The sequence below is a fragment of the Kitasatospora sp. NPDC056184 genome (assembly GCF_042268405.1).
In the GTDB taxonomy this organism is placed as follows: domain Bacteria; phylum Actinomycetota; class Actinomycetes; order Streptomycetales; family Streptomycetaceae; genus Kitasatospora.
On record NZ_JBHJUI010000037.1, the window covers coordinates 1 to 18,661 of the forward strand.

Consider the following 18,661-nt stretch of genomic DNA (forward strand, 5'->3'; position numbering starts at 1 on the left):
TCCCAGAGGGTGCGCCAGGTGGCGGCGCCCTGTTCGGCACGGCGGCGGACCGGTCCGTCCCAGTAGCCGAGCAGCCGGGCGGCGTCGGCCGGGTCGTCCTTGCGGACGACGCCGATGAGCTGGCCGGGGAGGCGGCCGAGCAGGTCGCCGCCGTCGGGCAGGTAGGCGGCGGAGACACCGAGGGCGGTGGCCACCGAGACCGCCTCGGCGGTGCTCATCACCGTGGAGGGGCGCTCGACGTCCCAGCCCTCGGTGGAGCGGCCGGTGCGCAGGTCGCGGAAGGCGGTGACCAGGGCCTCCAGCACCGCGTCGTCCACCGCGTAGGCGGCGCCGGCGCGGGCGACGGCGGCGGTGGACTGGCGGCGGACCAGGTCCACCTCGGCGGCGAGGCTGCCGATCGGGCCGACCGTCTCGAAGTTGAACCGTCGCTTGAGGGCGGCGGACATCTCGCTGACGCCCTTGTCGCGCAGGTTGGCCGTGGCGATCAGGGTGAACCCGGGGACGGCGGGCAGCTGTCCGTCGGGGGTGCCGGCGAGTTCGGGGACGGCGACCCGCCGCTCGGAGAGCAGCGAGACCAGGGCGTCCTGGACCTCGGGCAGGCAGCGGGTGACCTCCTCGACCCGGGCGACCGCTCCGGTGGTCATCGCGGTGAGCACCGGGGAGGGCACCAGGGCGTCGCGGCTGGGGCCCTTGGCGAGCAGCAGCGCGTAGTTCCAGCCGTACTTGAGCTGGTCCTCGGTGGTGCCGGCGGTCCCCTGGACGGTGAGCGCGCTGGTGCCGCAGACGGCGGCGGCGAGGAGTTCGGAGAGCATCGACTTGGCCGTGCCGGGCTCGCCGACGAGCAGCAGGCCGCGCTCGCCGGCGAGGGTGACGACGCAGCGCTCGACCAGCGCCCGCTCGCCGACGAACTTCTGCTCGATCGCCAGGCTCTTCCGGCCGGCCTTGAGCTTCTCGCCGCCGCTGCCCATCACGAAGGTGACCACGGCGCGCGGGGTGAGCCGCCAGCCGGGCGGGCGCGGACCGGAGTCGTGGGCGGCGAGGAACTCCAGTTCGGCGGCGTACTTCTCCTCCGGCAGGACGACCTGCCGGGCGGCCGGCCCGGGCGGTGCGGCGGCGGTGGCCGTGGCAGTGGTGGTGGTCGTGGTGGTCATCGGCGGGCCTTCCTGCGCTTGCCGGTCTGGAGCTCTTCGAAGCCGGGGGCGTCCCCGTCGGTGACGCGCTGCCAGGCCCGGGTGAACAGCTCCGGGACGGGCAGCAGCGGCAGTGCGGCGTGGTGGGTGGGCAGGGTGTAGAGGCCCGCCTTCCAGGTCTCGACGGGCAGGCCGCGGGCCTTGGCCTCCTGCCAGCCGCAGGGCAGGAAGAGGGTGCGCCCGGCGCGGGACCGCTTGGCCTCCACCACCAGTCCGGAGGCGAGGAGTTCGGCGCGCGCCTTCTTCAGCCGGGCCGGCTTCCAGCCCGTCCAGCGGGCGACGTTGCGGTCGGTGGGGTCGGGCAGGGCGAGCAGCTGGAGGTAGAGCACGGCGGCGTCCTCGCCGAGCTCCCGGGTCTTGGCGACCTCGGTGACCAGCTCCGGCACGCTGAGCAGCGGGTGGTGGGGCCAGTGGTCGGCCCCGTCGCCGGCGGCCGCGGCCTCCCCGGGGAGCTCCGGCAGCGTGGCCAGCCGGTCCAGGCCGCCGTCGAGGAGGGCGGCGAGAACGGTCTTCTGGCGGGCGAGCCAGTAGCTCTCGGCCAGGCCGGCGAGCAGTTCCAGCGCCGGGTCCTGCGGCCCGCCGACGCCCGCCGGGCGCCACCAGATGTACTCCGCGTCGTCGTGGCCGGGCGACAGCACCACGGCCTCGCCGCAGCGGACCAGTCCGTCGGCGTCGGCGCCGCCCTCGGCGGGCAGGCCGTAGCGGGTGCGCAGCACCGCGGCGAGCGGCTCGCCCTTGCTGTTGCGGCGCAGGTCGTAGGCGAGCAGCAGCCCCGGGTCGGCCAGCCGGGTGCGCAGTGCCCGGACGGCCGGGGCGAGCAGGGCGCGCAGCGGACTGTTCCAGGACAGCCGGTACGCGAGCCAGGCGAGGGCGTCGACGAACTCGGAGAGGGTGCTGTACTCCGGGACGGCGTCCGCGTCCGCGGGCAGCAGGCTGAGCTTGGTGCCGTCGCCCTGGGGGCGCAGCCGCTGGGTGGTGGTGCGGCTGAGCCACGGGGTGGCCGGGTGGTTGAGGATCTCCTCGATCCGCTCGATGCCGGCGCCGCTGACGGCGGCCTGGTCCTCGTCGGACAGGGTGACGACCCGGCCGAGGCGCTCCGTCCAGCGGGCGGCGCCGGCGGCGCTGTCCGGGCCGGTGGTCCAGAAGTCCTCGGGGTCCCCGGGCAGCAACGCGGCCCAGACCTCGGCGACGGCGGCGCGCTCGCGCCCGCGCAGCCAGTCCCGGGCGGCCCGGGCCTCGGCGGACTTGAGGCCGTACTCCTTGAGCGTCGCGGCGGGCAGCGGCGAGCCGTACCACTGGACGAGGGCGGAGGTGGGGCTGAACAGCAGGGTGGAGCGGACGGTGCCGATGCCGGTGCGCTCCCCGAAGTCGGCGGCGCGGTCGGCCCGGTGGGTGATGGCGCCGTGTTCGGCGAGCAGGGCGGTGAAGCGGGTGACCCACGCGGCGGTGACGGTCTCCTCGGTGGTCCGCTCCCTGGTGGTGGCGAAGTGGGCGACCGGGCCGAAGGCACCGCCCGGGTCGTGGTCGACGGCGAGCCAGTACACCCTGTCGTCGTGGTGGTGGCTGCAGCCGAGGACGACGACGGTGCGCTCGCCGTGCCGCCAGACCTGGCCCGCGCGGCGCTCGTGCTTGCCCTGGTCGGCGCTCGGGTCGGCGAGCGGCTCGGAGAGGATGATCTCTCGCAGGGTGGCGCCGCGGTCGGCGAGCGGCCCGGCGGTGAGCTCGGTGAGCAGCAGCGCGAGCGAGGCGCGGTGCTCGTCGGAGGTGAGCGGGGCGGCGGCCGCGTAGGCGAGGGTGCCGAGCCTGCCGAGGACGTGCAGCCAGCCGTGGTGGGTGTCGTCGCCGTGCAGCTCGACCTGGTGCGGGGTGCTCCAGCCGTCGCCGTCGGCCGCGGGGGGCTCGGCGAGGACGGCGGTGACGGTCCGGAGGTTGTTGAGGACGCGGTAGTTGACGGTGCGCTCCCAGGAGCGGCCGAAGCCTCCGGTCCCGGGCAACAGCAGGGTGACGGCCTCGCTGAGGTCGTGGTCGGTGCCGTGCTCGGGCCGGTACGCGAACTCGGGGGCGCCGGAGGTGCCGGTGGTGCGGGAGGCGTCCTCGGGCTGGGGCAGGTAGCGGGCGACCGTGCCGAGCAGGTCGGCGGCGGTGCGGGCGAGGCCGGTCACGCCGGCCAGCAGCCGTCGGTGGGCGATGCCCGGCAGGACCTGCGCGACGGCGTCGAGCGGGAGCTCCTCGACCGACTTGCCGCTGCTGACGACGGGGCGGCGGACGCCCTGGACGGTGATCCAGCGCTGCTCCCCGGCGGGCACGGGCTCGGCGTCGACCGGCCAGGCCGCGTCGACGAGGCGGGCGGCCTGCTCGTCGGTGACGCCGCGCAGCACCGCCGAGCCCTGCTCGTCGCGCGGGCGCAGGGCGTGCCAGAAGGCGAGCGGCAGCACGATGGGGGTGCCGGCGGCGTCCAGGCCGCCGGGGCGGCCGGGTTCGAGGTCGGCGGTGTAGCCGGTCGGGTCCGCGGTGACGGTGCCGTCCGCCGCCGAGTGCGCGGCGGGCAGGCCGAGGCCGAGGTGGTGGCCGTTGCCGTCCTGGACGACCGGTCGGCCGCCGCCGGGCAGGGTGAGCCGGCCGCGCGGGTACGTCAGCGTCTGGTTCCGGGTGTTGTGGACGACGAGCGTGGTGCCGTCGGCGGTGCCGGTGGTCATCCGGAGGACGTCGACCCGCGGCCAGCTGCCGAGCACGGTGCCGTCGGTGCCGAGCGGGGTGGCCTCCAGGCCCGGCACGAGCGGCAGCAGCCGGGTGCGGCCGATGTCGAGGCGGCCCGCGGCGGCGCCCGCGGCGATCCGCGGCGGCTCGGAGGCGCGGCCCAGGGTGCCGGTGGCGGCGTCGAGTTCGTGCAGCACGTTGCCGCCGCGGGCCCAGCGGGCGGTCCAGTGGCCGGTGCCGTCGGTGAGGACGTGGTCCTGGTCGGACACCTGGGTGTCGCCGACGTGCAGCGGGCGGTGGCCGCCGGTGCGGCCGCCGCCGGGCAGCGGCAGGCTCGGCATCTCGATCTCGTCGCTGCCGCCGTAGTAGCGGGCGATGCTCTCGCCGCCGAGGACGAAGGTCTCGGCGGGCCGGCCGGACCAGTAGGCGTGCTGCTTGCCGTCGTGGAACCAGATGACCAGCAGTTCGCCGTCGGCGAAGCGGAAGTGGGGGTGCTGGTGGCTCTCCAGCTTGTCGGGGATGCGCAGGGTGTGTTCGAGCACGATGCCCTGCGGTCCGGCCACGACGACCTGGCTGCCGCGCGCGAGGACCAGGTTCGGCCAGGCCTCCTGCAGCACCAGCCCCTTGGGGCGGCTCTGGCCGTTGCCGTACCCGGGGGTGTCGTCGCCCTCGGCGCCGAGCTTGGCGAGCGCCTCCTCCAGGGCCGGCCAGGCGAGTTCGTCGAGGATGCCGCCCCGCAGGGCGCGGGCGAGCAGCCCGGCCACGTCGAGGTCGGCGATCCGCCGGGCGGCGGCCGGGTTCTCGTCGCGGATGCCGGTGCGGTGGGCGCCGAGCTCGCGCAGCAGCCCGTCCGCGCTCTCCAGGCCGCGGACGGCCTCCAGTTCGTCGACGCGGGCGTCGGACCACTCGACGAACAGCTCGCGCAGCACCGGCCGGGCGGCCAGGCCGCGGCGGTCCACGGCGTCCCAGACGGCGGGGACGGCGGCGCGCAGCGCGGGCCGGAAGCGGGGGTCCGCGGCGACGGCCGCCAGGGTGCGGCCGGTCGCGGAGGAGCCGGCGACCCAGTGCTGGAGGAGGAAGGTGTGGCCGTCGTCCGGGTCGGCGACCGGGACGCCCTCCGCGAGCAGCAGGTCGAGGAGTTCGATCTGGGTGGCGCTGCGGCGCACCCCGGTGAAGAGGTCGACCGGGACGGCCTCGGCGCGCAGCCGCTCCAGCATGCGGGTGACCAGGCCGACGGTCTCGGTGTTCAGGCCCCGGTCTCGCCAGCCGCGGCCGACGTGGTTGGTCCAGCGCCGCAGCCAGGCGGCGGCCGGCTCGGGGGCCTCGCCGGCGCCCGCGTCCGTGGCGGGCGCATCCGTGGCGGGCGGGTCGGTGAGCAGCCGGTCCGCGCCGCTCTCGGCGAGGAGGGCGAGCCAGGCGGCGTCCTGGACGTCGGCGTCGTTGTTGCCGGGCGGGTCGGGCATCAGCTCCAGCAGCCGGGCGCGGACGGCGTCGTCGCGCTGCCCGAGGGCGACGACGGCGCCGCGCCAGGCCGTCCAGAAGGTGCCGGGCGCCCGGTTGACGGCGGGTGAGGCGAGCAGTTCGGAGAGCAGCTCGCGCTCGTGCTCCTCGCGGTCCAGGCCGGCGGCCTTGAGCAGGGCGCGGGCGTCCTCGGCGACCCCGGCGTAGGGGGCCATGCCGGCGGCGGAGCGCTCGGTGCACAGCTGGCGGAACCGCTGCCAGGCGGTCAGCGGGTCGAGCCGGCCGCTCAGCTCCTTGACGTACTGGCGCAGCGCCTTGACGCTGAGCGCGCCCGCCAGGGCGAACTCCAGGAAGACGGCGCGCAGCCGCTCCTCGTCGATGGCGAGGTTGTGGGTGCGCTCGGCGTCGCGGGCCTTGCCGAAGAAGGTGCTGGCGTAGGTCTGGTTGCCCTGTTCGAGGAAGATCCGGCCGACCTGCTCGCAGTAGGTGGGCAGGAAGTGCGGGACGGCGCGGCCGAGCCGCACGGCCAGCTCGTCGAACCCGTCCTTGGCGTGGCCGGGCTTGGACTTGGCCTGGCGGGCGAGCCGCTCCATCTCCTTGACCAGGGCGAGCGCGTGGTGGCCGTTGGCCGGGTCGTTGACGAGCGCCCAGGCGGGGAAGCCGAGCGCCTCCTGGCGGACCTGGCCGACCTCCACGGGCTCGGTGGCCGGGGTGAGGCCGAGGAAGTCGACGGCGGCGTCCTCGGCGGGGCCGAGCGAACCGGGCACCAGGCGCACGATCCGGCGCCCGTCGAGGACGGGGTGGGCGTAGGTGCGGGCGGTGAGGACGTCGGCGGCGCTGTCGGGGGTGCCGACGCCGGACAGGGTGCCGGGGGCGAGGATCGCCCCGGACTCCAGCAGCCGCTCGTGGCGGGCGTGGTCGCCGGGCGCACCGGCGGTGCGGTCGGGTCCGGTGGTGGTGCTCATGCGGCTTCCTCCCCTTCGATCGTGCGGCCGGCGTACAGTGCGGCGGCCATCCGCATCCCCTCGGACCAGGCGACCGGTCCGACCTCGGCCAGCGGCAGGACCTTGCCGTCCGGGCCGGTCCAGCTGAGCGCGCCGGTCTCGCACTCGTCGTACTCGTAGTAGTCGCCGACCCAGACCCGGGCCTCCAGGGCGAGGCCGTCCTCGACGACGGGCAGCACGGCGTGTCCGCCGCGGACCCGGTAGCCGAGCCGGGCGCAGCGGCCGAGCAGGTCGCGCAGCGCGGCGTAGTGCCCGCCGGCGTAGGTGGAGACCTCGGTGCCGGCGGTGTCGCCGGGCCGGTGCCAGACCTCCCGGTAGAGCTGCTGGACCTGCTGGGAGACGCCGAGTTCGACGGCGAACTCGCGCAGCTCGTCGAGGTCCTCCAGCAGGACCGGGTGGGGTATCCGCAGTTCGCCGTCGGTGAGGCGGACGGTGTCCCCGTCGAGGTCGACCAGGCCGAGGCCGCGCTCGGCGTCGGCGCCGCGCAGGAAGCCGGCGACGGCGCCGTCCGGCCCGGTGACGACCAGGTCGCGCAGGACCTCCTGCCAGGCCTCGTCCGCCCAGACGGCGGTGACGACGGCGGCGGGCACCGGCAGCGAGCGGACCATCCACCGCTCGACGGTCTCCAGGCAGCCGCGCCGGTGCGCGTCGAGCCACTCGGTGAGCTGCTTGAGGCCGACGACCACCGGGTCGTCGTTCAGCTTCGGCGGGACGGCCTTCAGCAGGCGGCCGGCCGCGTTGCGGCAGACCACCTTGCCCTCCTCGTCGAAGGCGACTTGGTAGCCGCCCGTTCCCGTTTCCACCCACGCCACGGCCGCTCTCCTCCCAGCTGGTCAGTGATGGGAGGAACGTAACGGGACACACTGACAACCGAACCGGCAGGGAGGGGTACCGAGCGGTAGGAAGCGGTGGATCCCCGGTCGAACCGCGTTCAAACCACTCGAACAGGTGATCCAAAGTCGCTCACGGTCACCCGCGGTTGACGGTCAGCCGCCCACACCGACCGTCAGCCGCAGGATCCGGTCGTCGCCGGGACGCGGCTCGCCGCGCCCGTCGGTGTTGTCCGTGAGCAGCAGCAGGGTGCCGTCCCGGTCGGCCGCCACGGCGCGCAGGCGGCCGTACGCGCCGGAGAGGAACTCCTGCGGCGCGGCGGCGGCCCGGTCGCCGTCGAGCGGGATCCGCCAGAGCCGCCCGCCGCGCAGGGTGGCCGTCCAGACGCTCCCGGCGGCGTGGGCGATGCCGCTCGGCGAGGCGTCGGCGGGGTGCCACTGGGCGACGGGGTCGGTGAACCCGGGGCGGCCGGCGACGCCCTCGACGGTCGGCCAGCCGTAGTTGCCGCCGGGCGCGACCAGGTTCAGCTCGTCCCAGGTGTCCTGCCCGAACTCCGAGGCCCAGAGCCGGCCTTGAGGATCCCAGGCGAGGCCCTGGACGTTGCGGTGGCCGAGCGACCAGACCGGCGAGCCGGGGAAGGGGTTGCCGGGGGCGGGGGCGCCGTCCGGGGTCAGGCGCAGGATCTTGCCGCCGAGCGAGTCGCGGTCCTGGGCGAGCGGCCGCTCGCCGGCGTCCCCGGTGCCGGCGTAGAGGAAGCCGTCGGGGCCGAAGGCGATCCGGCCGCCGTTGTGCCGGGAGCCGTGCGGGATGCCGCTCAACAGGACGACAGAGTCTCCGAGTTGGGATCCAGCGGGCCGGGACGGGTCGTAGTCGAGGCGGGCGATCCGGTTGTCGGAGGCGGTCGAGAAGTAGGCGTAGACCCGGTGGTCGGAGGCGAATCCGGGCGAGAGGGCGAGGCCGAGCAGGCCGCCCTCGCCGCCGTCGGTGACGCCGGGCACGGTGCCGGCCTCGGTCCGGCCGCCGTCCTTCGCCGAGACGCGCAGGATCCGGGCGTCGTCGCGCTCGGAGACCAGCAGGTCGCCGTCCGGCAGGACGGCCAGACCCCAGGGCGAGGCGAGTCCGTCGGTGACGGTGCCCGTGACGTCCACCGAGACCGGCGCGCCCGGGGTCGGGGTCTGCGCGGGAGCCGACGCCGGGCTCGCGGTGGAAGGCGCGGCGGCCACGGACGTCGAGGAGGGCGAAGGGGTCGCGAACGTCGCGGACGTCGCGGAGGGCGTGGAGGGCGTGGAGGGCGCGGACGTCGCGGGCGGCCCTCCGGCGCGCCCGGGGCTCGCGGCCGAGGAGCAGCCGGCGGTGACGGCCGAGCCGAGGACGAGGGCGGCGAACAGGGCGGCGGATCGACGGGGCATCGGTGACCTCTCCCGGAAGCGGCGGGCGCGGCGGCGGCGCGGACGCCCGGCGGACGCCCGTCCAGCAGACCACACCCGGCCCGGCCCCGGCCGCAACCTGCCGCTCCCGCCCGGCCGTCCGGGGGACCCGGGCGGATCGCGGCGGTCCCGGGCGCACCCGGGAGGGCGCGGGCGGACCCGCCGTCAGCCGGCCGGGGAGACCGCCGACCGGGTCCCCGCGCGCGGGACGATCACCGGCGCGCCGTCCCCGGGCGCCGCGAGCACATCGCTGTCCACGTCGTACAGCGCCCGCACCAGCGGCGCGTCCACCACCTCGCGCGGCGGACCGCAGGCGATCACCTCTCCCCCGCGCATCGCCACCACCAGATCGGCGTAGCGGGCCGCCGCCGCCAGGTCGTGCAGCACCATGACGACGGTGCGCCCGCCCGCCGCGACCTCGCGCACCAGCTCCAGCACCTCGACGGCGTGGCCGAGGTCGAGGGCGCTGGTCGGCTCGTCGAGCAGCACGACCGGGGCGTCCTGGGCCAGCACCATGGCGAGCCAGCAGCGCTGCCGCTGCCCGCCGGAGAGCCGGTCGAGCCGCCGGTCGGCGAACTCCTCGACGCCGGTGGCCCGCAGCGCCTCGGCGGTGAGCCGCTCGTCGTCGGCGGACCACTGCCGGAACAGGCCCTGGTGCGGGTGGCGGCCGTAGCGGACCAGCCCGGCCACGGTGACCGCCTCCGGCGCCTGCGGGCTCTGCGGCAGCAGCGCCACCCGGTGGGCGGCCTGGCGGGGCCGCAGCTTCCAGATGTCCTCGCCGCCGACCAGCACCCGTCCGGAGTCCGGCCGGTGGAGGCGGGCGATCGAGCGCAGCAGGGTGGACTTGCCGCAGCCGTTGGGGCCGACGATCGCCACCACCTGCCCGCCGGGCACGGTGAGGTCCACGCCGCCCAGCACCGGGCGTCCGGGGCCGTACCCGGCCGTCAGGCCCTCGACCGTCAACTCCATGGCGGGTTCCTTCGGTTGGGAGGGGGGAACGAACCGAGCGGCGGGCGCCCGGTGAGGGGGGCGCCCGCCGCCGGCGGTCACTTGGCGCCGAGCGCCTTGCTGATGTCGCCGATCACCGCGTCGGCCGCGAGCGGGCCGCCGCGGGTCGACCAGACCGAGCCGTCGACGGTCACGGTGTGGTTGTTCTTCACCGCGTTCAGCTCCTGGTAGGCGGGCTTGGACTGGACGTCCTTCAGCGCGGCCTTGCCGTCGTCGGTGAGGGTGGAGAGGAACAGCCAGTCGCCGTCGATCTCGTTGATCTTCTCCAGGCTCAGCGCCGGGGTGTGGGCGTTGCCGTCCTTGTCCTGGGCCTGCGGGCGGGTCAGACCCATGTCGAGGGCGACGCCGCTGGCGAACTGCTTCTTCTCCATCCAGCTGGGGCCGGTCGGGTTCCAGCGGACGATCGAGACGGCCTTGCCCTTGTTCTCGCCGAGCTCGCCGCCGGCCTTGGCGGCCTTGGCGTCGTAGTCGGCGATGACCTTGTTCGCCTGGTCGAGCTTGTTGACGGCGTTTCCGATGCCGCGGAAGGAGAGCTTCCAGTCGTCGGTCGGGGCCATCGTGACCAGGGTGGCCGGGGTGATCTCGCGCAGTTGCTTGAGCACCTGCTGGTCCTGCATGTCGCCGGCCAGGATCAGGTCGGGCTTGGCGGCGATCACCTTGTCCATCACGGGCTGGAGCAGGTTGCCGACCACCGGGATGCCCTGGACCTTGTCCTTCAGGTACGCCGGCGGCTCGCTGAGGCCCTGTCCGTTGGTGATGCCGGCCGGCTTGAGGCCGAGGGCGAGCACCGCGTCGAGGTCCTCCTGGGTGAGGGTGACGATGCGCTTCGGCTCGGCGGGGATCTCGACGGCCGTACCGGTGGCGTCCTTGACGGTCCGCTTGCCGCCGGCCGCGTCGGCCGCCGGGGCTCCCGCGGAGGCGGAGGCGTTGGCGGAGGCGTTGGCGGACGGCGAGTTCTGCTCCGAGGAGGAGCCCTTGTCGGAGGAGCCGGACGAGCCGCAGCCGACGAGCAGGAGCGCGGCCGCCCCGGTGGCGGCCAGCGCCTGGACCGCGCGGCGGCGGGCGGGGCTGAGCGGGCTCTGGGGGGTCGACATGGAGGCCTCCGGGCAGGGGTGTTGCAGACGGGCGGTTGCGGACGGTGGTGCGGTGGAACGGTGGTGCGGTGCCGTACACCTGGACGATCCGGACGGATCCGGCGCAGGGCCGGACACCTGTCCGACCGCGATGACCATTAGGTTAGCCTTACCTTATGACATTGTCGCAAGTGGGTACCGCCGAGGCGGCCGACGCGGATCCCCCCGCCCCCGCCCCGCCGGCGGCCGAACGGTCGCGCCGCACCTCCTGGGCCGCCGTCGGCGGCATCCTCGCCGCCCTGCTCGCGCTCACCGCCCTCTCGCTGTCCGTCGGCGCCGGCGAGATCGGCCCCGGCCGGGTGCTGGACTACCTCCTCGACACCGACGGCGCCCGCGCCGACAGCCGGCTCGCCCTGGTCGTCGGCGACCTGCGGCTGCCCCGCACCCTGACCGCCCTGCTGGTCGGCGCCGCCCTCGGCGTGGCCGGCGCCCAACTCCAGGCCGTCACCCGCAATCCGCTCGCCGAGACCGGCCTGCTCGGCGTCAACGCCGGTGCCTCGCTCGGCGTCGTGCTCGGCGTCGCGGTGCTCGGCGTCCAGACCTCCTACGGCTACCTCGCCTTCGCCTTCGGCGGCGCCGTGCTCGCCAGCGGGCTGGTCCTGGCGATCGCCGGCAGCCGGGGCGGCGGCTCCCCGATGCGGCTCGTCCTCGGCGGCTCCGCCGTCGGCGCCACCTTCGGCGGCCTGACCGGCGTACTGATCGTCAACTCCCCCGAGGCGTACGACCGCTACCGGGTCTGGGTGCTCGGCTCGCTGGCCGGCGTGGAGGGCTGGACGACGCTGCGCCAGCTCGCCCCGGTGCTCGGCGTCGGCTTCGTGGTCGCCCTGCTCACCACCCGGCCGCTGTCCGCGCTCGCGCTCGGCGACGACCTCGCCCGCGGCCTCGGCCACCGCCCCGGCGCCACCCGTGCCGCCGTCGCCCTCGCCGTCACCCTGCTCACCGCCTCCGCCGTCGCGCTCGCCGGGCCGATCTCCTTCCTCGGCCTGCTCGCCGGCTTCCTGGCCCGCGCCGCCGCCGGGCCCCGGGTCGGCCGGCTCACCCTGCTCGCCGGACTCGTCGGCGCGGCCGTGCTGACCGGCGCCGACGTGCTCGCCCGGGTGGTGGCCCGCCCGTTCGAGGCCCCGGTCTCGGTGATCGTCGCGCTGATCGGCGCACCCACCCTGATCGCCATCGTCCGCTCCCGGCGGATGGCCGCGCTCGGCATGACCGACACCGCGCCCGCCGGGTCCTCCGGCCGCCACGGCCACCCGGAGGAGAAGCCGCCCCGGCCCGACCTGGTGATCCGGCGCGGCGCGCTGTCCGTCCTGCTCCCCCGCCGCTCGGCGCTGGCCGCGCTCGGCCTCGCCGCCGCGCTGCTGGCCGCCGTGGTGGTCTCCGCGCACGCCGGCCAGAGCGAACTCGGCCTCGGCCGCACCTTCCAGGCCGTCTTCGGCTACGGCGAGCGCCTCGACGTGCTGCTGGTGCAGAAGTTCCGGCTCGGCCGGATCGTCGCGGGCCTCGCCGCCGGGGCCGCCCTCGGCCTGGCCGGCTGCCTCACCCAGACGCTGGCCCGAAACCGGCTCGCCACCCCCGAACTGCTCGGCGTCAACGACGGCGCCACCGCCGCCGTGCTCATCTCGGTCACCGCCTCCGGCACGTTCGGCGCCTGGTGGGCCGGGCCGATCGGCGCGCTGGTCGCCGTCGCCGTGGTCACCCTCGTCTCCGGCGGCCTCGGCGCGCGCGGCTACCGGGTGCTGGTGGTGGGCCTGGCCATGTCGGCGCTCGCCTCCGCCGTGATCCAGGTGGCGATGGCCCGGCGCTCGCTCAGCTCGGCGTCCTCGCTGTACGTCTGGACCTCCGGCAGCCTCAACGGGCGCGACTACGAGGTGGCCACGCCGGTGCTGATCGGCCTGGCCGTACTGGTGCCGCTCGCCCTGGTGGTGGCCCGCCGGCTGGCCGTCCTGCGGTTCGACGACAACGTGGCGTCCTCGCTCGGCGTCGACCCCGGCCGGGTCCGGCTCGCCTGCCTGCTGCTCGCCGTGGCGCTGGCCGGGCTCGCCGTCGGGATCTGCGGGCCGGTCGGCTTCGTCGCACTGGCCGCGCCGGTGGTCGCCGGACGGCTGGCCGGCCCGGCGCGCGTCCCGGTGCTCGGCTCGGCGCTGGTCGGCGCGGTGCTGATCGTGCTGGCCGACACCCTCGGCCGGGTGCTCATCTCCGGCGTCGAGATCCCGGTGGGCATCGTCACCACGGTGCTCGGCGGCCCCTTCCTGCTCTGGGTGTTGCTCGGCCGCAAGGGCAACCCCGCCTGAGCGACCCGCCCCACGGCCCCCGCCTCGCAGTCCCCGCCCCACGGCCCCCACCCGACCGAACCCGCCCGACCGACCCCGCCCGACCATCGAGGAGTTCTTTCCGTGCAGAGTGAACAGCCGGACACCGGTGACGGGTTCTGGGCCCGGGTCGCCGCCGAGGGCGCGCCGCTGGTCGACCCCGACCCCGACGACCCGGCCTACCGGCGGGTGACCTTCGTGCTGCGCGACGAACCGGGCGAGGAGCCGTACGACGGCGTGCTCGCCCTCGTCCACACCGTCACCGACAAGGACCGGCACGCCGGCGACCTCACCCCGCACCTGATGGAGCGCCGGGCCGGCGGCTGGTCGCGCACCTACCGGCTGCGCGCCGACCACCGGGCCTCCTACCAGCTGTACCCGGTGCGCGGCACCGTCCCCGGCACCCGGCGGGCCGACTGGCTGCGGGTCCTGGACGGCGCGCGCCCCGACCCGCACGGCGCCGGGGAGCTGCTGCCCGCCCGGGACGGCCGCCACCCCTCCTCGGTGCTCGCGCTGCCCGAGGCGCCCGCCCAGCCGTACGCGGGGCGGCGTGCGGACGTGCCCCGCGGCCGCACCGTGCGCGCCGAGGCGGCGGGGCGGCGGATCGACGTGCACCTGCCCGCCGGGCACCGCGCCGACGCCGGCCCGTACCCCGTACTGGTCCTGCTGGACGGCGAGATGTGGGGCGAGGTGCTGTCCTTCGGCGACACCCTGGACAATCTGACGGCCGAGGGCCTCCTCCCGCCGACCGTCGCCCTGTTCGTGCACACCATGGGCCCCGGCCGGCCGGACGACCTCAGCTGCAACCCGGACTTCGTCGACCTGCTCGCCGACCGGATCCTGCCCTGGGCCGCCGCCGAGCACCGGGCCACCGCCGACCCGGCGCGCACCGTGATCGCCGGGCAGAGCGCGGGCGGCCTCACCGCCGCGTTCGCGGCCTTCCGCCGCCCCGCCCGGTTCGGCAACGCGCTGTCGCAGTCCGGCTCGTTCTGGTGGCCGGACGGCACCGAGTTCGACAGCGGGAGCGAGTGGCTGACGCGTCGGTTCGCCGCCGCCGAGCGCGGCACCGCCCGGTTCTGGGTCGAGGTCGGCCTCCAGGAGTGGATGCTGCTCACCCAGAACCGCCACCTGCGCGACGTGCTGACCGCCCGCGGCTACGACCTCGCCTACCGCGAGTTCAACGGCGGCCACGACTACGCCTGCTGGCGCGGCGGGCTGGCCGACGGCCTGGTGCACCTGCTGGGCCCGGACGGGCCGCAGGGGCGCTGACGACCGGGTCGGGGCCCCCGGTCGAAGGCCTGGGGCCCTGGGGGCCCGGGGGCTCGCGGGCCCGGGCCCCCGGGGGGTCAGAGCACGACCTCCTTGAGGAGCCCGGTCGCGACGTCGAAGACGAAGCCGCGCACCGCGCCGGTGTGCGGGACGAAGGGGCTGGTGCGGATCCGGGCCGCCGACTGGCGGACGTCCGCCTCCACGTCGGCGAAGGCCTCGGCCGCCCACGGCGGCTTGACGCCGGTCTCCTCCCGGATCGACTCGCGGAAGGCGTCGTCGCCGAAGGTGAGCATGCCGCAGTCGGTGTGGTGGACGAGGATGATCTCCTGCGTGCCGAGCAGCCGCTGGCTGATCGCCAGCGAGCGGATGGCGTCGTCGGTCGCCACCCCGCCGGCGTTGCGGATCACGTGCGAGTCGCCCTCGGCAAGGCCGAGCGCGCCGTAGACGTTGAGCCGGGCGTCCATGCAGGCCAGGACGGCCGTGCGGCGGGCCGGCGGGAGCGGGAGCGGCCCGTCGAAGGCGGCGGCGTAGCCGGCGTTGTTGCGCAGGTAGTGGTCGGTGGCGGTGTCGGTCATGGCGGACGGCTGTCCCTTCGGGGGATCGGATCGTGGTCGGCCGGGGACGCGTACGGGCATCCGGGCGCGCGGCCGCTGAGCCGACCTGGATGCGCGCGCGTCGACGGTGCTCCCCGGCGAGGTGGAACGACGGCCGCGGCGGCGCAGCCCCGTGGGGCGGCGCGGCCGGACGGGCCGGGCGATCGAACGATCAGACGATGACCGGACAGCCGGTGGAGTGGATGCGGCCGAAGTCGATGTGACGACGGCGGACGAGCACGGTCATGCGGGCACCGTACTGCCCGCCACGGCCGCCCGCCCGGGAATCCGGCATTCTCCAACCCATCGGGTGACCGTGCCGGCGGCCGCCCGCCGATCGCACCGGCCGGGCGGCGGCCGCTTCGGGAAAAGCTGGGCGGGGCCGACCCGACATCAGTACGATGTCACATGTGACCGACTATCATTTCTGCGGCGGCCACGGGTGATCCGCCCGTTCCGGCCCGGGGGCGACTACCCCGCGCTGGCCGAACTGCTGTCCGCCGACGGGCCCGAGACCGTGACGGCGGCCGAACTCCGGGAACAGGACGCCGCGCTGCCGGGCGCGGACGACCTCTCCACCGATCACCGGGGGCGGCTCACCGGGCACGGCCGGGTCCGCCTGGTCCAGCCCGGCCCCTCCGGGGACCTGCTGGCCTACGCCACCGCCTGGCGGGCGCCCTGGACGCTGCCCGGCGACCTCGCCTCGCTCGTCGTCAGCGCGCCCGGACGCGCCCCGGCCTGGCTGCTGCCGCTGTACGACGGGCTGGAGCGCTGGGCACGCGAGGCCGGCGCCTCCCGGCTGCTCGGCGAACTCCCGGACCGGGGCCAGGAGTCGGGCCACACCCACGGGACGTGCCCGTCCGACCTGGCCGGCCTGCTGCTGGGCCGGGGCTACCGGGTGGACGCCCACGTCCGGTCGGCCGTCGCCGCCGTGGGGCCGCACCTGCCCGCCCCGCAGGCGCCACCCGGCCTGCACCTGGACACCCTCGCCACCACCACCGCGCCCGAACCCGAACAGCAGCTCCACCGCCTCTACCGGGAGACCCTGCGCGACAACCCGGGGTTCGCCGAGGCCCTCCCGGAGTTCGCGCAGTGGCGCGCCGAGACCCTGGGCGGCCCCGCCGGGCGGCCGGACTGGGTGTTCACCGCCGAGTGCACGGGCCGCATCGTCGGCGCCACCGTCGTGCACGCCGACCCCGACCCGCACGCCTGCCACGTCCACTACACCGGGGTGCTGCGCCCCTGGCGCGGCCGCGGCCTGGCCCGGACCCTCAAGCTGCACGCCGCCCGCCACCTCGCCGCGCACGGCGTGCGGACGGCGCACACCGAGGTCGAGACCGGCAACGCGCCGATGGTCGCCGTGAACACCGCGCTCGGCTACCGGTGGGGTCCGGGCCGCCGCCGGCTGGTCAGGGAGCTCTGAGCGCGACGCCCGCCGGGGGCGACGGCGTGTTGGACGTCCGGTTCGCCGGCCACCCTCGACTACCCTGCGCAACGAGTGATCAATTCATGACACTCGGCGACGAAAGGGGTCACCATGACGGAGGACTTCGGCCAGCGACCGGGGCCGGAATCAGTGCGCCTGATCGACTTCGACGAGGCCAAGGCGGTGCCCGGGATCGTCCCGGACACCTTCATCCTCATCGTCAGCGGGCAGAAGCCCTACGAGAACATGACGGTCCGCCTGGTCCCGCTGGTCTACATCAGACAGCCGGAGTACTGGGGCATCGAGGTGACCGGCTCGCTGCCCTCCGGCATCCAGCTGCCCGTCACCGCTCCGTACACCGAGGCGCTGCCGCTGGACGGCATCCGGGGGACCAAGGGCATCGAGGTGATCGGCGCCTACAAGCGGGAGAAGATCGATCTGCCGCGACCCGTGTGAGCCCGGCACGGGGCACCCGGCACGGGGCACCCGGCACGGGGCACCCGGCACGACGGCCCGCCGCCCCGGGAAGGGCGGCGGGCCGTCGGCCGTCCGGCACGGTCAGTCCATCGGCGGCGGGCCGGGGGGCTCCTTCGGGAGGCGGGCCGCGACCAGGGCGCCGAGGGCGACGGCGGCCGCCGTGGCCAGCAGGGCGACCCGGTAGGGGCCGGGGTCCGTGGCGTGGACACCGTCCTCGGAGAGGGCGCCGATGAGGGCCGCCGCACCGGCGATGCCAAAGGCGCCGCCGAGGGTGCGGACGATGGTGAACAGGCCCATCGCCCGGCCCATCGCGGGCGGCGGCACGTCCGCGAACCCGGCGATCTGCACGGTCAGCACGGCGGTGCCCAGGATCAGGCCGACGCCGAACATCAGCGCCCGCACGGCCCAGGCGTTCTCGCCGACGCCGGGCACCGCCAGCGCGGCCAGCACCACGGCCGCCAGCAGCAGGGCGGGCAGCGCCAGCAGGCGCGGGCCGAGCCTGGGCAGCAGCCGGTCGACCACCTGCGAGGCGGCCATCAGACCGATCGCCTCGGGGAAGACGCTCAGGCCCGCGTCCAGCGCCGAGGCGCCGAGCGCCGCCTGGTACAGCAGCGGGAAGGCGAACAGCGCGCCCATCAGGCCGGCGGCGGTCAGCAGGGCCAGCCAGCTCGCCGCGCCGAAGGCCCGGTCGGCGAGCAGGCGAAGGTCCACCAGCGGTTCCTCGGTGCGCAGTTGGTGGCGGACGGCGAAGCCCAGCAGCAGCGCGCCGAGCACCCCGGACACCGCCACCGCCGGGGAGCCCCAGCCGTGCGCGGGGCCGAAGCCGAGCGCGTAGGCGAGCAGGCCGAGGCCGGGGGTGGCGAGCAGGAAACCGGTGGTGTCGAAGCGTCCGGCCGACGGCTCGTCCTGGTCGCGCAGCCCGAACAGGCCGGTCAGCACGGCGGCCACCCCGATCGGCACGTTGACCAGGAACAGCCAGTGCCAGGAGAGGTGTTCGGTGAGGAGGCCGCCGAGCGGCGGGCCGAGCGCGGGCATCAGCGCCGTCGGCACGATCAGCACCTTGCCGAGGCCGGCCCGCTCGTGCGGCTCGAAGGCCCGGAACAGCAGGGTCATGCCGACCGGCGTGAGCAGGCCGCCGGCCACGCCCTGGACCGCGCGGGCGGCGGTGAGCGCGCCGAGGCCGGGCGCGGCCGCGCACAGCGCGCTGGCCAGGGTGAAGACGGCGAGCGAGCCGAGGAAGACCCGGCGCACACCGAACCGGTCGCCGAGCCAGCCGGCCACCGGGAGGCCGACGGCGAGGCCGACCAGGAAGGCGGTCTCCACCGCGTTGGCGGCGGAGACCGGGCGGCCGAAGTCCCCGGCGATGGTGAACAGGGCCGGGTTGACGATCGTCGAGTCCAGGCCGTTCATGCACATCGCGGCCGTGTAGACGAGCACCACGGCGAGGCGCCCGGCGAAGAGCGGGCGCGCCGGAGCGGCGGCGGGCCCGGGCGGGGCGCCGGGGCCGGGGCCGGGGCCGGGGCCGGGCTGGGTGTCCGCCTGGCTCATCGGGCCGGGTCGAGGTCGGCCCAGTGGGCGGTGATCCAGTCGAGGGCGGCGGCGCGCTCGCACGGCCCGTGGGCGACGGTCCAGCCGGCCGGGACGGCGGCGAAGGCCGGCCAGAGCGAGTGCTGGCCCTCGTCGTTGACGAGCGCGAGGAACTCGCCGTCGCCGTCGAAGGGATTGGCGGGGGCGTCACTCATGGGATGGGTTCTCCAGACGGGGCGGGGTAGTCGGTGGGCGGCTGACGGATGACAGCTGACAGATGTCAAAATCTGTCAGCTGTCATCCGTCATCTGT

14 protein-coding genes are annotated in these 18,661 nt (G+C 75.9%); 4 read left to right on the plus strand and 10 right to left on the minus strand.

What is annotated here, in order from left to right; all coding sequences use genetic code 11:
- The 6 genes from ACFC0B_RS38125 to ACFC0B_RS38150 all read right to left on the minus strand — a co-directional run.
- Positions 1-1,151, minus strand: a 1,151-nt coding sequence (locus tag ACFC0B_RS38125; protein WP_376097206.1) for an AAA family ATPase, incomplete at its 3' end; no start/stop codon positions are given.
- The gene (locus ACFC0B_RS38130) at positions 1,148-6,313 is read right to left on the minus strand and encodes a hypothetical protein (protein WP_376097209.1); all 5,166 of its coding nucleotides are present in this window, start codon (positions 6,311-6,313) and stop codon (positions 1,148-1,150) included. The genes ACFC0B_RS38125 and ACFC0B_RS38130, both read right to left, overlap by 4 nt.
- Complete coding sequence (locus ACFC0B_RS38135; RefSeq protein ID WP_376097212.1) at positions 6,310-7,164, minus strand: DUF4132 domain-containing protein; 855 nt, start codon at positions 7,162-7,164, stop codon at positions 6,310-6,312. The genes ACFC0B_RS38130 and ACFC0B_RS38135 overlap by 4 nt, the downstream gene beginning before the upstream one ends.
- 174 nt (positions 7,165-7,338) lie before the next feature.
- Positions 7,339-8,592, minus strand: a complete 1,254-nt coding sequence (locus tag ACFC0B_RS38140; protein ID WP_376097215.1) for a PQQ-dependent sugar dehydrogenase — start codon at positions 8,590-8,592, stop codon at positions 7,339-7,341.
- 183 nt (positions 8,593-8,775) lie between these two features.
- Complete coding sequence (locus tag ACFC0B_RS38145) at positions 8,776-9,579, minus strand: ABC transporter ATP-binding protein (RefSeq protein ID WP_376097218.1); 804 nt, start codon at positions 9,577-9,579, stop codon at positions 8,776-8,778.
- 77 nt (positions 9,580-9,656) lie between these two features.
- Complete coding sequence (locus tag ACFC0B_RS38150) at positions 9,657-10,712, minus strand: ABC transporter substrate-binding protein (RefSeq protein ID WP_376097221.1); 1,056 nt, start codon at positions 10,710-10,712, stop codon at positions 9,657-9,659.
- A 155-nt stretch (positions 10,713-10,867) separates the two neighbouring features.
- Here ACFC0B_RS38150 and fhuB point away from each other — a divergent pair, with 155 nt between their 5' ends.
- The gene (gene fhuB / locus ACFC0B_RS38155) at positions 10,868-13,039 is read left to right on the plus strand and encodes a Fe(3+)-hydroxamate ABC transporter permease FhuB (protein WP_376097224.1); all 2,172 of its coding nucleotides are present in this window, start codon (positions 10,868-10,870) and stop codon (positions 13,037-13,039) included.
- A gap of 102 nt (positions 13,040-13,141) precedes the next feature.
- Positions 13,142-14,326: an enterochelin esterase gene (gene fes, locus ACFC0B_RS38160; RefSeq protein WP_376097227.1), complete on the plus strand. Its 1,185-nt coding sequence runs from the start codon at positions 13,142-13,144 to the stop codon at positions 14,324-14,326.
- A gap of 77 nt (positions 14,327-14,403) precedes the next feature.
- Here the strand turns inward: fes and ACFC0B_RS38165 are convergent, their stop codons facing one another.
- Together ACFC0B_RS38165 and ACFC0B_RS38170 are read right to left on the minus strand one after the other, a co-directional pair.
- A complete protein-coding gene (locus ACFC0B_RS38165) occupies positions 14,404-14,901 on the minus strand; it encodes a beta-class carbonic anhydrase (RefSeq protein ID WP_376097230.1) in 498 nt (165 codons plus the stop codon).
- 190 nt (positions 14,902-15,091) lie between these two features.
- The gene (locus ACFC0B_RS38170; RefSeq protein ID WP_376097233.1) at positions 15,092-15,214 is read right to left on the minus strand and encodes a hypothetical protein; all 123 of its coding nucleotides are present in this window, start codon (positions 15,212-15,214) and stop codon (positions 15,092-15,094) included.
- A 147-nt stretch (positions 15,215-15,361) separates the two neighbouring features.
- On the opposite strand from ACFC0B_RS38170, the gene ACFC0B_RS38175 reads away from it, so the two are divergent.
- On the plus strand, positions 15,362-16,342 hold the full coding sequence (locus tag ACFC0B_RS38175) for a GNAT family N-acetyltransferase (protein ID WP_376097236.1): 981 nt from the start codon (positions 15,362-15,364) through the stop codon (positions 16,340-16,342).
- Positions 16,343-16,456: 114 nt separating this feature from the next.
- Positions 16,457-16,801: a hypothetical protein gene (locus ACFC0B_RS38180; protein WP_376097239.1), complete on the plus strand. Its 345-nt coding sequence runs from the start codon at positions 16,457-16,459 to the stop codon at positions 16,799-16,801.
- Between the two features lie 102 nt (positions 16,802-16,903).
- Here the strand turns inward: ACFC0B_RS38180 and ACFC0B_RS38185 are convergent, their stop codons facing one another.
- Positions 16,904-18,370 (minus strand): DHA2 family efflux MFS transporter permease subunit, encoded by a 1,467-nt coding sequence (locus tag ACFC0B_RS38185; RefSeq protein ID WP_376097242.1) that lies wholly within the window; start codon positions 18,368-18,370, stop codon positions 16,904-16,906.
- On the minus strand, positions 18,367-18,564 hold the full coding sequence (locus ACFC0B_RS38190) for an MbtH family protein (RefSeq protein WP_376097245.1): 198 nt from the start codon (positions 18,562-18,564) through the stop codon (positions 18,367-18,369). Before ACFC0B_RS38190 ends, ACFC0B_RS38185 begins: the two co-directional genes overlap by 4 nt.
- Positions 18,565-18,661: the final 97 nt, after the last annotated feature.